10 protein-coding genes are annotated in these 16701 nt (G+C 59.7%); 7 read left to right on the top strand and 3 right to left on the bottom strand.

The annotated features are described in order from the left end of the window. Positions 1–11 precede the first annotated feature (11 nt). Complete coding sequence (locus JJQ51_RS29915) at positions 12–3989, bottom strand: non-ribosomal peptide synthetase (RefSeq protein WP_186450354.1); 3978 nt, start codon at positions 3987–3989, stop codon at positions 12–14. A 325-nt stretch (positions 3990–4314) separates the two neighbouring features. On the opposite strand from JJQ51_RS29915, the gene JJQ51_RS29910 reads away from it, so the two are divergent. The 6 genes from JJQ51_RS29910 to JJQ51_RS29885 all read left to right on the top strand — a co-directional run bounded on the left by JJQ51_RS29910 (position 4315) and on the right by JJQ51_RS29885 (position 11951). Continuing rightward, positions 4315–5466, top strand: coding sequence for a GNAT family N-acetyltransferase (locus JJQ51_RS29910; RefSeq protein WP_145635611.1), 1152 nt, complete (start codon positions 4315–4317; stop codon positions 5464–5466). Beyond that, positions 5466–6836 (top strand): MATE family efflux transporter, encoded by a 1371-nt coding sequence (locus tag JJQ51_RS29905; protein WP_113352445.1) that lies wholly within the window; start codon positions 5466–5468, stop codon positions 6834–6836. The genes JJQ51_RS29910 and JJQ51_RS29905 overlap by 1 nt, the downstream gene beginning before the upstream one ends. A gap of 15 nt (positions 6837–6851) precedes the next feature. Then, entirely contained in the window at positions 6852–8033 is a 1182-nt protein-coding gene (locus JJQ51_RS29900; RefSeq protein ID WP_113333893.1) for a PLP-dependent transferase, read from the top strand. Between the two features lie 107 nt (positions 8034–8140). Beyond that, positions 8141–9385, top strand: coding sequence for a diaminopimelate decarboxylase (gene lysA, locus JJQ51_RS29895; protein ID WP_113333892.1), 1245 nt, complete (start codon positions 8141–8143; stop codon positions 9383–9385). Positions 9386–9483: 98 nt separating this feature from the next. Beyond that, the gene (locus tag JJQ51_RS29890) at positions 9484–10965 is read left to right on the top strand and encodes a cytochrome P450 (RefSeq protein ID WP_246661200.1); all 1482 of its coding nucleotides are present in this window, start codon (positions 9484–9486) and stop codon (positions 10963–10965) included. Continuing rightward, positions 10962–11951: a lysophospholipid acyltransferase family protein gene (locus JJQ51_RS29885; protein ID WP_113352444.1), complete on the top strand. Its 990-nt coding sequence runs from the start codon at positions 10962–10964 to the stop codon at positions 11949–11951. The genes JJQ51_RS29890 and JJQ51_RS29885 overlap by 4 nt, the downstream gene beginning before the upstream one ends. Before the next feature lie 246 nt (positions 11952–12197). On the opposite strand, the gene JJQ51_RS29880 is transcribed toward JJQ51_RS29885, so the two are convergent. Continuing rightward, complete coding sequence (locus JJQ51_RS29880) at positions 12198–13316, bottom strand: mannitol dehydrogenase family protein (RefSeq protein WP_113352443.1); 1119 nt, start codon at positions 13314–13316, stop codon at positions 12198–12200. Positions 13317–13860: 544 nt separating this feature from the next. Here JJQ51_RS29880 and fba point away from each other — a divergent pair. After that, a complete protein-coding gene (fba, locus tag JJQ51_RS29875; protein WP_113352441.1) occupies positions 13861–14925 on the top strand; it encodes a class II fructose-bisphosphate aldolase in 1065 nt (354 codons plus the stop codon). Positions 14926–14934: 9 nt separating this feature from the next. On the opposite strand, the gene JJQ51_RS29870 is transcribed toward fba, so the two are convergent. After that, complete coding sequence (locus JJQ51_RS29870; RefSeq protein WP_152095905.1) at positions 14935–16677, bottom strand: glycerol-3-phosphate dehydrogenase/oxidase; 1743 nt, start codon at positions 16675–16677, stop codon at positions 14935–14937. Positions 16678–16701 lie beyond the last annotated feature (24 nt).

Here is a 16701-nt window from a genome sequence, read left to right as displayed (position 1 = left end):
CGAAGAGGGGGTTACTTGACGGCGTCTTTGGACAGCGGCGCCGGCGCAAAGGCATGATCGAGCCGCCGGGCGAAACGCTGATGGAAGGGCGTCTTGCCGATGATCGTCAAATGGTTGGTGCCGGTGACGATCTCCGATGCCGTGGCATTTGGCGAATAGCGCCGCCAGTCGATGACGTTGAGGGCGCGCGTGAGGGAATCCTCGGCCGCAAAGGCATGGATGCGGAAATCGGATTGTTCCAGGCGGTAGTTACGGAAGATCATCGCGTTGTCGATGAGAATCCAGAACGTGTGCTCTTCCGAGCCGATATCGGGGCCATCCGTCGGCAGTTTGACATTATGCTTGACGACATGGTGGAGGAACTGTTCGTAAACCTCCTCGTTCATAGCTGCGAACAGCCTTTTCCAATCCTCGCGCATCGGCGTGGTGGCAAGCCAGCTCTGCACGGCAGCATGGGTACGATCTCGGATGCCGTCTTCGAAGCGCGGCATGATGCCGACGGTAAATTCCTCGTCCATGTCGCAGACATCGACCATGCCGATCATGCGCAGATCGATGTCATTGCCGAGCTGACGGGCGGCTTCATAGGCGAGCAGCCCGCCCCACGACCAGCCGAGGAAGGCGCATGGCCGGCCCTTGGCTTGTCTGCGCACGGCTTCCGCATAGCGCGCCGTGATATCTTCGACGCGGGTACTCAGCGTCTTGGTCTCGGTCAGTGAATAGCAGATGAAGCCGGTCGCCGGCTGTTCCGGCCCGAGATAGTCGACAAGCCGCATATATTCGCGCGTGCTGACGAGCAGGCCCGGGAAGCAATAGAGCACCGGCCGGTCGCCATTGCGTCTGAGGTAGACGACGTCGACGCCGGTTTCATCGCGACTGCCGTCTATCGCCAGTGCCAGATCGCGCACTGTCGGATGGTTGAACATGTCGGCGATCGACAGCGGCCATTCGGGATGGCGCATCTTCAGGCGCGAGACGATGCGCACGGCCATCAGCGATTGCCCGCCAATATCGAAGAAATTCTCCGTGACACCGATATCGCCGATGTCGAGGATGTCTTTCCAGACATCCAAGATTGCTTTTTCCTTGTCATTGACGGGCGCCGCCATTTCCCGTTCGATGCGCGGTGCCGGCAGGGCGGCGCGGTCCAGTTTGCTGTTCGGCCCCATCGGCAGCCTGTCGATCAGCATGATCGTTTGTGGCACCATGTAATCGGGCAGGGCGGTCATGGCGGTGCGGCGCAGTTCTGTCACGCTCAAGCTTTCGCCCTCGCGCGGCACCACATAGGCGACCAGAGAACTACGTCCGCCGTCATTGTGCAGGAGGATGACAGCCTCCGCGACACGTTGGTCCGAGCGCAGCACAGCTTCGATTTCGCCCGGCTCGATGCGGAAGCCGCGCAATTTGATCTGGTGATCGACGCGGCCGGCGAATTCGACAATGCCGTCTTCACGCCAGCGGCCGAGATCGCCCGACTTGTACAGTCGTCCGCCCGGTGTGAAGGGATCCGGAATGAAGCGATCAGCCGTCAGCTCCGGCTGGCCGAGATAGCCGCGGGCCAGGCCGCTGCCGCCGATATAGATTTCGCCGATTACACCGACCGGGACGGGCGCGAGGTCGGCATCGAGCACATAGATGCGTCGATCGCCAACTCCGCGGCCGATCGGCGCGACGGTCCCTTCGAAGCGAGTTCCCGCCGGGATCTTCCAGATCATCGGCGTCATGATCGTTTCGGTCGGACCATAGCCGTTGATCAGCAGCTGCGCCTTCAGGTTCTCGGTGATCATGTCAAACACCGCCTGCGACAGCGCCTCGCCGCCGAAGGAATAGAGCCGCAGCCGCGGGATTTCGTTGTTCTCGCCCGCATATTCGGCAAGGCCGCGCACATAGCTTGTGGGCAGGCTGGCATTGTTGACGCCGTGCCGCTTCATGGCTGCAAAGGCATCTTCAGGCGTGGCAAGCTTGTCTTGCGTCAGCACCACACCGCCGCCTGCCATCAGTGGCACCATCCAGCGCTCATGGCCGCCGTCCGAAGTGAAGGGCAGTACCGGATATTCGCAGGACTCCTCGCTCATTTCATAGATGCGCAGGGTCGCCTTGCAATGGTGGGCGAGCGGGCCGTGCTCGACGGCGACGCCTTTCGGCACGCCCGTCGAGCCTGACGTGTAGATCACATAGGCAAGTTGCTGCGGGGCAATGATCGTTGCCGGTGCGTCGACGCTCTCCGCGGACAGGTCGATGGCATCGAGATTAAGATAGGGTGTTGCGATATTGCTCGGCAGGTTGGCGATATGCTTTGCCCGGGAGATGACGAGCGAGAGGCCCGGAGCGGTCAGGATGTGACGATTGCGGGCCTCAGGATGATCCGGTTCCACCGGCGTGAATGCGCCGCCGGCCTTCAATACAGCAAGAATGGCGATGATCGCGTCGATCGATTTCTCAAGGGCGATAGCCACGCGTTTTTCCGGGCCGATCCCCATCGCGATCAGCCGATGGGCCAGCCGGTTGGCGGCAGCTTCGAGTTCGCCATGTGTCACGGATTTCTCGCCCTGTGCGACGGCAAAGGCGTTCGGCCGCCTTTTCGCCTGCGCGGAGATGACCTCGTGGATCGGTGTGCCGTCGTCCGCTTCCGGTGCGTCGGGATAGGGTGCGGAAAGTCTCTCCAATTCCTCTGGCGACACGAAGGGGATGTGTTTGACCTGTGCAACGGGATTGGCATTCAATTGCGCAAGCGCAATGGCAAGATCATCGGCGAAGCGGATGATCTGCTTTCGATCATGCTTCTGCGGGTCGAAGCCGATGCTGATGCGCAGTTTGCCTGCGGATGCCGGGGAAACGGTAACGACCAGATCGGCATCGCGGCGCGGCTGCGGTTCGATGGGGCTGCGCAACGCGACGTCGCTCGAGGTTGCTTCCAGGAGACGCAGGGGCGGACGCACATCGAGGAGCGTCTTGACGAGGCCGGTGGTGTCGAAGGATTCTTCCCGTCTTATCAACGCGTCGGCAAGGGCCTCGAAGGGCAGGAATTGCCGATTTACGGTCTCGATTTCCTTGACGAATGCATTGCGAACGTCCTTGAGCGTCATGGCACCGTCGAGTTCCGGCGTCAGGATCAACACGTCCTCGTTGCGGGCGGCAACTCTTTGCCTTTTCGAACGCGTGACCAGGCCGATCCTCTGAGTGCCGTATCCGGTATGGCGCCGCAGGGCGATCCCGAGGGAGGCAAGCATGTCCTCGGAGATGTCAGCGGACGATTGTATCGGCACGTCGAGCGTATGCTCGAACCATGCCTCGTCGGCCGTGTTCTTTCCTGCCGATGTTTGCGGCAGGAGCGACGCAATATTCTCCTGACCCGTCAGCCGCTGGAACCAGAAGTCGATTAGCTCCGGTGCCGCAAGGCGTGGTGCACCATTGGCAATCATCCACGAAGCGGCGTCGGGCAACGCCGTCTCTACGATATCCGCTGGGTCATGACCGTCGATGTTGCGAAGGAAATCCGTTGCAAGCAGGTCGAGCGCCGCAGCGTCGGCGAGGATGGCGTGGAGGGAAAATAGGGCACCCACCGCCCGCCCTTCTTGCGCCAGGAGAATGAAACGGGCCGGATTGCCATCGGTAAGGTCGATCGGGCGGGCCTGTTCCGCCGTAGCCGCCGCGGTCAACGCCTCGTCCGGGTTTTCGCCTGCAGTCAGCGTCGTCTCGATGATCTCGACGAAACGGTCGTTCTTCAGGATCTGCTGGACGGCGCCGCCCGCCCGCGTCTCGAATTCCGAGGTGATGAGGGGATGTTGTCGAGAAAGTTCTGATAGGCCCTCGCGCGCGAGGTCAAGAGAGATCGAAGAGAAGACGATCCCGAGTATTTGTCGCCCGTAGACGACTTCGTTACCCGTCTCCGATAGGAGCCAGATACGTGACTGTGCTGGCGATAGCGAGCATTTGGCGAGGTAATCCGTATCGTTTGCTGCCTTGGCGTTCCGATCGTGGACAGTCATTTCTTCGCCATTCTCCCCGGGTGTACTGAAATACATATCTAATCAATCGAAATAAAATAGCGTATACATCTCAATATCTATTGTAGATATTAAGTTTAATCGATTGATATCTCTGACTTCTGGCGTCGATAAACTCGGTTACTCCGAAAATTACATCGATGCAGCTGCATGACGAATGGAGTTTTGGAAAATTCAGGAGATTTTCAAAAAATATTTTCGGAAAATATTTTGAATTTCTGCCGATGTCGTTCGTCACCGCAGAATTAGCGCTGTGCTTGGCCTGCCGATCTCAGCCGGCGTGTTTCTGAAGATATGGAGATGAAATATGGATGCTTCCCTGGCGATCAGGAGCGATAGGGCGGCGGAGAGATCCTTTGATCTGCGACTGCCGGCTTCGGGCTTTGAGAGCAGTGCGCTTGCCTGCGGCCAGCCGCTCATCATATCGGCAGGGTCTACACCAGGAAGTTTCCGCGTCGAGCATCATGAAGTGAAAGTGGCCTCAGGTCATCTATCGGGGCCGGCCACCAATGTTCTGGTCTTCGATACAATCTCGGCGGCGGTTCCGCTGCCTTCCGGCGCGGATATCGTCAACGCCGTGTCAGAAGCCATTCTGGCATGCAATCCGCATCTGATTTGCTTCGAGATCGCGCTTGCGGATGATGATCTTGCAAGGCGACTGCTGGAGACCGGCGCGATTGAACGTAGCGGCGAGCGCCTCATCGTGCGGCCCGAATCCTTTTTCCAGCAGGCGGGATCCTGGCTCGGAAGTGCGCCCAAGGCCTATCCGGAATTGCCGATCCTGACGAATGGCGCCCTTCATCCGCAGCGGCCTCCGAAGCCTACCGGCCGCGTCTACAGCCGCTTCATTCCCTGGCTGAATACTCAGCTTGGCTTCCATGTCGCCGATATCGAGGCCGATCTTGCGCATTTCCATCGCTGGATGAACGATCCGAGGGTTGCCGCCATATGGGAAGACAGCGGCGATCTTTCCTATCATCGTGATTTCATCGCAGGCCGCCTTGCCGATTCGCGCACGCTGCCGCTGATCGGAACCTTCGGCGGTGTGCCCTTCGGTTACTTCGAACTCTATTGGGCAAAGGAAGATAGGATCGGCCCGCATTACGACGCCGACGGCTACGACCGCGGCTGGCATGTGGCGATCGGTGAGGATGATTTCCGCGGAAAAGCCTTCGTCAGCGCCTGGCTGCCATCGCTGATGCACTACATGTTCCTGGCTGATCCGCGCACCCGCCGTATCGTCGGCGAGCCGATCCATCATCACGCCCAGCAAATCCGCAATCTCGATCGTTCCGGCTTCGCCAAGGTCAAGCATATTCAGTTCCCGCACAAAAAGGCGCTGCTGGTCATGCTTCTGCGCGAGCGCTTCTTCATGGACCGGCTGCTGCTGCCGGATCTCACCGGCTTACCTACAGAGGATGGGCAGCCTGTCCTTGGCTCGCTGGCGCGAGGCGCCTGATGAAAGCAGCCGTCGATATGAACGATCCGCGCGTCAAGCGGCTCGTTCTGGCGGTCGCGCTTCCGGCCGTGGCAGGATTGGCCGCCAGTGCCGGCCATCATGCGATCAACGCGATCTTCCTGGGAACGCTCGGTCCGGACGTGCTGGCGGGCATCAGCCTGGTCATGCCGCTATTTCTGCTTGTCGCGGCCGCCGGTCAGGGGCTGGGTATCGGGCTTGCGACACTGCTTGCGCGCTACCTTGGCGAAGGGGATATCAAAGCCGCAGCGTCGGTCGCCACGACAGCGCTCGCGGCGACGATCCCGCTCGGCATCCTCTTGTCAATCCTGATCTATCTCGGCCTGCCGGATTTTGTCGGCGCGCTTGACGCCAGCGACAATCTCCTTGCCCCAGGGCTCGATTATGGGCGGCTGCTTGCTTTCGGGGTGACGCTCGGGCTTTTGCAGGCTATCTGCGATTTTATCGCGATCGCCGAAGGCAATTCACGTTTCTCGATGATCGTGCTGATCGCGAGCTTCGCATTGAACGCGGTTCTCGACCCTGCCTTCATCTTTCTCTTCAAGCTCGGTGCGTCCGGCGCGGCACTGGCGACCATTGTGTCGTCCCTTGCAGCCCTTGCATGCTATGCCGTCTACTTCCTGCGCCGATGGGGAACAGTGAGCGTGACCGGCGGGGCGATTTGCTGGCAACTGCTTTGGCCGATCGCGCGGATCGGCCTTCCCGCTGCCGCAACAAGCATAGTCACGGGTCTCGGCTTTCTGGTCCTGATGCGGGAGGCCGCTGTCCATGGCGGCGATACCGGCGTCGCCGCAACGGCGATTGCCATCCGGCTGATGACTTTGGGACAGCTTCCGTTGTTCGGTTTTTGCCTCGGCGCCCAGAGCGTCGTCAGTCATGCCTTCGGCGCTGGCGATGCCGAGCGTCTGAAAGCCGTGATCCGGTTCATGCTCGCTGTGACGATGCCGGTCGCATTGCTCTATTCCATCTTGCTGTTCCTGGCTGCCGAGCCGATCACACGCCTGTTCACGGATAACCAGGACGTCGTGGATGAGGCAGTCGCCTGGTTGCGGCACCTCTTTCCGATCTTTCCGCTTGCAGCTTTTCAATCCGTCCTGCTTGTCATGCTGCAATCGCGGGGCCGGGCCGGCTTGTCCGCGCTCGTGGGGCTTGCACCGCAGGGATATCTGCTGATCCCGCTTCTGCTCCTGCTGCCGCTTTGGATGGGCTTTGCCGGCATCTCTGCTGCTGCCGCTGCCGCAGCCATTCTCGCTGCCGTCCTCGGCGGCTTTGTCGGATGGAGGGAATGGCTCGCCATTCTGCCGACCGATGCACCGGGCCGCCTTGTTGGCCAATCGACACTTCACTCCTGACCCAAGAGGAACGCCATGAACGAGACGCCGAGATTCGATGCCTACCGCCACGCTATTCCAGATGCGCTGATGCCGCCGCGCGACGATCCGTTCGACGCGGCCGTGCCGCCGATCTACCAGACATCGCTCTTCCTGTTCGATAGCTACAAGGAACTGGAGGACGTCTTCGCCGGCCGCTCGAAGAAGCCGATCTATTCGCGCGGCGACAACCCGACCGTGCGGCTTCTGGAGCGCAAGATCGCCGAAATGGAAGGCGCGGAAGAGGCACGTGCCTTTTCGAGCGGCATGGGCGCGATTGCTGCTGCAGTTCTCGCCTTCGTCGGACCCGGCGATCGTATCGTCACCGTCCGGCACGTCTATAGCGATGCCTTCCGCTTCTTCGAAAAAGTCCTGAAGCGCTTCGGCGTCGTCGTCGACTATATCGACGGCACCGATACGCAAGCCATGCTTGCCGCGCTTCCGGGTGCCAAGCTTGCCTATCTCGAAAACCCGACCTCGATGGTTTTCGAGCTGCAGGACCTGACTGCGATCGCTGAGGCAGCTCGCCGCCATGGCGTCGTAACAATGGTCGACAATTCCTGGGCAACGCCGCTCTTTCAGAAGCCGCTCTCCGCCGGTATCGATATCGTCATTCACGCCGCCTCGAAATATCTTGGTGGACAGAGCGACACGGTGGCGGGACTTGTTACCGGCTCGAAGGCGCATATCGACCGGATCAACAGCGAAATCTACCCCTATACGGGTGCAAAGCTCGCGCCGTTCGAAGCATGGCTCGTCCTGCGTAATTTAGAGACACTGCCATTTCGCATGCGCCATCATCACGAAGCCGGGCTCGAAGTGGCGTCCTGGCTCGATGCCCATGCGGATGTGACCAACGTCATGCATCCCGCACTTGGCGACCATGCCGGAAAGAGCACCTTCAGCGGCTTTGGCGGGCTGTTTTCCTTCGAGGTTTCGGACCGCATCGATGTGGCCGATTTCGTCGATGCATTGCGCCTCATTCGCATCGGAGTGAGCTGGGGCGGGCCGGAAAGCCTGGTGGTGCCGGCAAAGGCAGCACTCAGCATTTCGCCGGAGACCAACGTCTTCGCGCGCTTTGGTGTCAGTGACCGCACGATCCGCCTGAACGTCGGGCTGCACGCTGCCAAGGAGATCATTGCCGATCTCGAGCAGGCACTTGCCGCCGCCAGGCGCTAACCGGCTGCAGCACTCTTGTATCCACAAAGGGGCGGAGTGACACGGTCGCTCCGCCCATATTATTATTCATTGTTGATCCATTCCCGCCCTGACCCGATCGAGACAAGATGACCATCCCTTCCAATGAAACGTTGAGCGCGCTTGCCGCCGAATATGGAACGCCGCTCTGGATCTATGATGTCGCTGCGATCCGCCGCCGCATCGCGCAACTCTCCGCCTTCGACGTCATTCGCTATGCGCAGAAGGCCTCATCGAACATTCATATTCTGAAAGAGATGCGCAAAGCGGGCGTGCGGGTCGATGCCGTCTCGCTCGGCGAGATCGAGCGGGCGATGCGGGCAGGTTTTTCCGCTGGGAATCCGTCGGGAGCTGCGGAGATCGTGTTCACTGCCGACGTCTTCGACCGGCCGACATTGGAACGTGTCATTGCCGACAAGATCGAGGTGAATATCGGTTCCATCGATATGCTGCATCAATTGGGTGAGCGCTCGCCGGGTCATCGGGTCTGGCTGCGCATCAATCCCGGTTTCGGGCATGGCCATAGCAAAAAGACCAATACCGGCGGCGAGACCAGCAAGCATGGCATCTGGTTCGAGCAGTTACAGGAGGCCGTGGCGCTGACGCGTCAATATTCTTTGAAGCTCGTAGGACTGCACATGCATATCGGCTCCGGCGTCGATTATGGGCATCTGCAGCGCGTCTGCGGAGCGATGATCGGATTCTGCCGCGCGCTGGATGCCGATATCGAGGCCATCTCGGCTGGCGGCGGCCTGTCTGTGCCCTATAGGGAGGGTGAAGAAGAGATCGATCCTGCCCATTACTTTTCGCTCTGGGACAAGGCCCGGCGCGAGATCGAGGCGCACTTTGGCCATACAATCCGGCTGGAGATCGAACCGGGGCGCTTCCTGACTGCCGATTCCGGCGTATTGCTTGCTGAAGTCAGAGCCGTCAAGATGATGGGCCGCAACCGCTTCGTGCTCGTCGATGCCGGCTTCAGCGATCTTGCCAGACCGGCTATGTACGGCAGTTATCACCATATCTCAGTCATTCCAGGCACAGCGCCTCGCGATACCGCCGGAACTACCTTCCCGTCAGTCGTGGCAGGCCCCCTTTGCGAATCGGGTGATGTTTTCACGCAGACGGACAATGGCACCGTAGAAACGCGCGATTTGCCCGAGACCCATGTCGGCGATTATCTCGTGTTTCATGGCGCCGGCGCTTACGGGGCAACCATGTCGTCGAATTATAACAGCCGTCTTTATGCACCGGAGGTCCTGATCGACGGCGAAACCCATCGCTTGATCCGCAGGCGCCAGACTTTGGATGAGCTGCTTATGCTGGAGGCGCTTTAGGCACGGTCGATCGCAAGGCGAAAGAAGAGCCTCTACTTTGGCCAAGCGAGGGCTTTTCTGCGGTTGCGAAATGAATATAGTGACCACGACCGTGCGTCGTGGCGCTCGGCCGTTCTCACATCGTTACCGGCCGCAAGGCGCGAAAGTTCTGCACCGCTATGCTGGCCTGGCTCGATCAGAAAACCGAAATCGTCGAACACGCCGATCAATCCGCGCAATATTTCGAGCCGGCCCACGCCGCCTATTATGGCGGCAAGCCCGGCCAGCCGCTGAAGCTTATGCTGCAGGCGCGCAGCGACTTTCTGTCGATCTGGCGTCGCGCGGATTATCGCGAGCATGTGGCGGAGTTCAAGCTTCTGGGCCGGCAGCTCGTCATCGTCAATTCGCCCGAGGCTATCCGCTATGTGGTTGCCAAGCGCCATGAGAACTTCGAGCGCAAGACGCCGCAGATGCGACGCGCGCTGGAATATCTGCTGGGTGACGGCTTGTTCATTTCCGACAAAGAGACCTGGAAGCAGCGCCGGCCGCTGGTCTCCGATATCGTGCATAAAAACCGCGTCCCGGCCTTCGGTTCGATCATGCAAAGTACCGCAAGCGAGCTTGCCGACCGCTGGCAAAGCTTGGGCGAGGGCGCGGAGGTCAATGCCTTGTTCGAGATGGCCGGGCTGACGGCGGAGATCATCTCGCGCAGCGTCTTCGGCAATGATCTCGGCGAGGAGAGCGCCAATGCGGTCACCGAAGGCTTTGCGAACTACCAGTCGCTGGTCGATTCCGTCAATTTCGGCTATTTTCTCGGCTTCGATGAGGGGCTGCCGATCATCAGGACGCCGAGCTTGAGCCGGTCGGTGAAACGCATTCACCGGATCATCGATCAGGTGATTGAAGATCATCTGGCTGGCAAGGGCGACAATAGTTCCATGGTCGAACTGCTGATCCGCCGGCAGCAGCGCAATCCCGAGCTGAAACTCGATGTCGTGGCGCTTCGCAACGAGGCCGCCACCATCTTCATGGCAGGCCACGAAACCACGGCGGCAACCCTGACCTGGGCCTGGTATCTGCTCGCAGGGGCACCCTGGGTGGAGGAGGCGGTTCATGCGGAAATCGAGGCTGTCTGCGGTGATCGGGTCCCCTCGATCGACGATGTCGCGAAGCTCGACTGGTGCCGCGCGGTGATCGAGGAGACGCTGCGCCTCTATCCCCCGGTACCGATCCTGGCACGGCAGGCGGCCGAGCCCGACCAGATCGGCGACGTGAAGATACGCAAGGCGGCACTGGTGCTGATCGTGCCATGGATCCTGCATCGCACGGATTCTCTCTTTCCCGAGCCGCATCGCTTTTATCCGGAGCGTTTCCTCGGCGAGGCGCGGCCAGCGCCTTACAGCTATATTCCCTTCGCGGCCGGCCCGCGTGTATGTCCGGGCCTGCAATTCGGCCTCACCGAGGCGATCCTCTGCCTGGCGATCTTGGCTCAACGTTTTCGCGTTCGGGTCAGAGATGGACATAAGGTTCAGCCACAATGCCGCCTGACATTGCGTCCGCGTGACGGCATGCCCGTGACACTGCATAGGCGCCGGGGATGACGACCAAGACCGATAAAGAAGTCACCGCCGGTAAGCGCAAGGCGTGGACCTATGAGCCGCCGAAAGCTCCGCCCCTTGCCGATTTCGTGGCTGGCGGCGACCGGCGCAAGGCATTTCTGCGCTATTGGCTTTATGAGAATATCGACAACGCTATCGATCTCTTCCTCTATTTTGCCTTCATGCTATTGCCGGCGAGCGTCTGCTCCGACCTTGGCGGTTGGCTCGGACGAGTTCTGGCTCCGCGCTTTCATAAAAGCGCTTATGCGCGCGCCGCAGCTAATCTCAAGATGATCAGGCCCGAGCTTGGCGATGCAGAGCTCGATAAGCTCTTCAGGGCTTATGCCGATTCTCAAGGGCGGCAGATGGCGGAATATTCAGTCGTGCCGAGACTGGCACGACGGCACGTTCGCATGATTGGCACCGAAGGACTGGTCGAGCGTTGCAGTAAAGGGCCGGTGATCTTCATCGCGCCCCATATCAGCAATTGGGAGGTACTCTGGCATTGCCTTCTCGACATGGGACTCGACGTCACCATGAATTACGACCCGCCCAAACGCCGCTCACGCCACTATATCGTCAACCGCTTGCGCAAGAGGGCGGGACTTGGAATCTTGAAACCCGGCCGCAGCTTCGTGCGCCCGGCCCTGAGAATCCTGGAGAACGGCGGCAATCTGCTGATGTTCTGTGACGAGGGCTTCAACGGGCATATCCGAGCGCCGTTCTTCGGAAGGCCCGTGCATCTTGAGGGCAATTATGCGCTCATCGCGCGAATGGCTCGAAGGACGAATGCCTTAATCTATCCGATTTATATCGTCCGGGAGACGGGGGTGCGATTTGCGCTGACGGCCCTGAAGCCTTTCGTGCTCCCTGAAGGATCAGACGTTAGGAAATATCTTGTTCATGATGTCGCACATTTGAATACGGTAGTAGAACCCATAGTGCGCTCGCACATGGAGCAATGGTATTTTGTCGATAATCGGCTGTAACTGAGAGTAGTGAATCAATCTCCATATTTCGCAGGTAGCCTACGCGCCGGTGGATCGGGAACGCGCCTCCACCCGCTGACACTTTAGTGAACTCCGAAACTTTTGGCTGAGCAATTGAATTGGAAAGCGGCCCAGATCAGGCCTGCGCTGCCTTAAGGGCCGATGGAAGGCTTAACTTGTCCAACCCTATTACCACTTCACCCCCAGATCTTCGTTTAGGCTCAAGCAGACCTCTCATCGGCGCACTCAAGAATAGCGCGCCGCGATCTGTCGCAGCTCGGGCATTCCCGATTTACTGCCGGCCTTATCCGCCCAATCCAGAAAAGCATGGATGCGGCGGGCCACCTTTTCGGGGTGGTGCTGGCTGATGTCGGCGATGCGATGGTCTAGAAAAGGATTGAGGAAGCGGTCGAGTGTCGTAGCGACATAGGCCTTCGCCTCGTCGCCCATGCCGTTTGCGGCAAAGCCGGGCAGCACTTCGTTTTCGTAGAGAGTATCGAGTCTCGCCCTTACGCCCTTGTCGGCCAGTATGGCGCGCACGGTTTCGTCCGCCGGACGACTTTCGCGCTGCCAGATTTCGGCAAGGAAGGTGTGGCCGAGATTGAGGATATGCAGTTTCAGGCGCTCATAAGGGGCGAGATCGTCGGTCAGTACGATGCTTGGATGGTGGCATGGCGCGCGGACACCGGGCGCGCGTTTGATCGCCCACAGGGCATAGGGTTCGGCAACAGCGCCGATCGGCTCGATCGGCTCGGAAACGATGCGATCGACCAGGGTGTCGGCGAAGGCAGCGTGGCCGTCGAGCCAGGTATAGAATTCAGCCGGCACATCGTTGAGCCGGGCGCAATCGATGACCGTCTGTTTCAGAACGCGGCCGTTGCCCGTCATCAGTTCGCAAGGAAGGATGACCAGGGGGCGCCCGGAGGCCTGCCAGCGTCTGACGAGGAGCGCGGCAAGCTTGGCGGGGAAAGATCGCGGAACCTGGCCGTTTGTGACGAAGCGGTCTTCCTCCGGCCATGTCTGGTAGCCGGTTTCGCCGGTGTTGGAGATGACGAATTCCGCATCCTCGGCAAAGAGCCTTGACAGCTCCCCCCAGTGTTCGACTGCAGAGAGGCCGCGATCGACGCTCATGACCTGGACGCTGCGATCGACGGGTTGCCCATCCGACATGCCGCGTATGATGACGGGATAGCCAGCCGGATTGCCGAAGGCAGCGACGCGCCCGCTGCGGCTGCTGGCGCCTGAAACCTGAACGACAGCAATGGGACCAGCATCCTGGCCGGATTGTCGTGCCTCGTGCACGAAGAATGCCGCATGCGCCTGCAAGAACCGGCTGGTGCCGAGCTGGATGATCCGCGAGCTCACGCCACTTTCCTCCCATATTCGATGTTGATGAATAGGACCGTCCGGCTGAGGCAACATGCAACTTTCATGCAGTCCGGCCGGCTTCTGTTTTTTATCTATAGAAAACAGCGAAACCATGAGCAGTCAATGTTTTTATGGAAGTGAATGCAGGTTGGGCTGCCGCAGCAGCTCGAGGAGCACGGACTCGATCGCGTATTCTTCGATTGTTTATTCAGTGACCCGTCATGCCTCGCCGTTGCCGGCAAAATGACGATCAATAATGGAGCCGCGGCGCGATCGGATCTCTCCCGCAGCTACAGTAACCTCTATTCCCCACATTCGAGACTGATCTCCTTGTGAAAATCGAAGAAAATCTCACAAAAACTGTGATTTTGTCATATTTTGCCGTTATGTTTGTACTGGAGGATGCCTTGCTGTCTGCATGCCCTGTTTGCCGGATTGTAGCGTAGTCACATACTGACGGCGCACATCTCCATAACGAGGTCGGGCAAATAGCAACATCCACGCGATCTTAGCCGCCCATCATGACCCAGGGGAGAGTTGAATGGCACGTATCACCTTAAGGCAATTGCTCGATCACGCCGCTGAAAACGGCTACGGCGTTCCAGCTTTCAATATCAACAATATGGAACAGGCGCTCGCCATCATGGAAGCGGCCGATGCGGTCAACGCGCCCGTGATCATGCAGGCGTCGAGGGGGGCCAGGGCTTATGCCAACGACATCATGCTGAAACACATGATGGACGCAGTCGTGGAAATCTACCCGCATATTCCCGTCTGCGTGCATCTGGATCATGGCAACGATCCCTCGAGCTGCATGACGGCGATCCAGGCCGGCTTCACCTCGGTCATGATGGATGGATCTCTGAAGGCGGATGCCAAGACGCCGGCAGATTGGGACTACAATGTCGGCGTGACCAAGACGGTGACCGACATGGCACATCTCGGCGGCATTTCCGTCGAGGGTGAGCTTGGCGTGCTCGGCTCGCTGGAAACCGGCATGGGCGAAGCTGAGGATGGTCATGGGGCGGAAGGCAAGCTGTCTCATGATCAGTTGCTCACCAATCCGGACGAGGCGGTTAAATTCGTGCGCGAGACCAAGGTCGACGCGCTGGCGATTGCCATGGGCACCTCGCATGGCGCCTATAAGTTCACGCGCAAACCGGATGGTTCGGTGCTGGCGATGAGCGTGATCGAGGAGATCCATCGCAAGCTGCCCAATACCCACCTTGTCATGCATGGCTCCTCCTCGGTGCCCGAGGAGTTGCAGGAGATCATCAACAGATACGGCGGCAAGATGAAGCCGACTTGGGGCGTGCCGGTCGAAGAGATCCAGCGCGGCATCAAGAACGGCGTACGCAAGATCAACATCGATACCGATGGCCGCATGGCGATGACGGGCCAGATCCGCCGCGTGCTGCAGGAGGATCCGAGCGAGTTCGATCCTCGTAAATATATGAAGCCCGCTATGGCTGCACTGACGAAGCTCTGCAAGGAGCGCTTCGAACAGTTCGGCACGGCCGGCCACGCTTCGCGTCTCCAGCCGCTTTCCGTTGCCGAAATGGCCAGGCGTTACAAATCCGGTTCGCTCGACCCGGTTTTCTCCTGAGCCAGATGATCAGCGTGCAGCCGGGCCTGCCGCCTGGCGCACGCTTTCTTCGCTCAGCGTCTGGCCGTGAAATTTCGATAGCGATACAACGACATCGTCGATCTCCTTGGCCAGTCGCTGCGCATCCCACTGCAGGGCTGCTGCGGCGATTGCACCGATTTCGCGTAATCCCTGGATCGTCAGCAGGCCCTCGATCGCCATGGTCGTACGCCGGAAGACAATGTCGGAGAGATGCACGACCATCTCCTGCCGCGCGATCCAATCGATCTCGAGCGCGCTGTGGCGAGGTGCGCCGCTGATGCGTTGGCCGTCTTTATAGTCCGAAGGGCGAGTGAGAATAGCTGCGGCAGTCGTGCCGTATCGGCCGAGCAACTCATCCACTCTGCTTGCCTCGGCTCCGGTCTTTGCGGCGACCGATCGGATCCAGCTCGCCCGCTCATCGAAATTGACCGGGAAATCCCGGCCGCCGCCGATCGCAAGCCGCTCCGTGGACATCTTGCGGCCGCGTTGAAGGCGCGCCAGCACAGTATCGGCAACCTCTTCGGCAAAGCCGCGGAATGTGGTCCATTTGCCGCCGACCAGAGAAATGATCGGAAAGGGGCGTCCGGCCTGCGGCTCGAAAACGGGTGCGGAGTGATCGCGGCTGATCAGGCCCGGCGACGAGGCGTCCGAGGCGGGCAGGGGGCGAATGCCGCTATAGCTGTAGGTCACCTGATCGCGATCGAAGCGCAGGCTCGGAAGGAGTGATCTGACGCTGTCGAGGAAGTAGTCGATCTCGTCTTCCTCGCAACGCACATTGTCTGGATCGTCGCAAGGGATATCGGTCGATCCTACAAGCGCCTGGCCGAGATAGCCGTAGACTAGGCAGATGCGCCCGTCATCGGCTTCGAAATAGATCATGTGGCCGTTCAGGCTGCGCACCAGTTCGGGATGATCGAGCAAGATATGCGATCCCTTGGTGCCGCCGATCAGATGGGCCGGCGCACCGAGAGCGGCGTTGACGTGATCGATCCATGGACCGGCGGCATTGATCACGAGCTTCGGCTTGGCCGAAAAGGCATAGCCGTCGGCGCGCTGGAAGGTCAGCAGGCCGTCGGCTGACGAAACAAGCCTTGTCGCATTTGCGGCGAGCGAGCACTTGTTCGCCTCCAGTCCGTCATTGACGAGCTCATAGACCAGCCGTTCCGGCCGGCTGATCTTGGCATCGTAATAGATACCGCCGGCGACGATCTCAGGCGTGACATGCGGCATTTCCTTCAGCGCACGGCGCTTCAAAAGGAACCGGTGGCGCGGCATGACACGGTTGCGCGAACCGAAGAAGTCGTAGAGTGCAAGCCCGATCTTGATAAGCAAGGCGCCACGGCTGCGTGGGGCGGTGGTCGAGCCCGTCAGCGTGCGTAGGGCTGCCCAGATGCCGCGTGTCCATGAGAAGATCGGCACGAAGGTCGGCAGTGCTTCGACGCAATGCGGCGCGTTCCTGAGCAGAAGGTTTCGCTCAAGCGCCGATTGCGCGACCAGGCCGAATTCGCCTGTTTCCAGATATTTCAGGCCACCATGGATCAGCCTGGATGGCGCAGCACTCGTTCCCGAGCCGAAATCTGATTTATCGACGATCAGGCAGTTGATGCCCTGCAGCGACAGATCGCGAAACAGCCCCGCGCCATTGACGCCTGCGCCGAGGATGACAACATCGACATCTCCGTCTTGAAGCTGCGAGAAGCGTTGTTTCAGATCGGCGGTCCTATCGGTCATAACATCATTGTCCTGGTGAACTGC

It is taken from the genome of Rhizobium sp. AG207R (assembly GCF_027109195.1).
GTDB lineage: Bacteria > Pseudomonadota > Alphaproteobacteria > Rhizobiales > Rhizobiaceae > Rhizobium > Rhizobium dioscoreae.
The sequence above is the reverse complement of the archived record's forward strand: the minus strand, read 5'-3'. Positions and strand labels throughout refer to the sequence as shown.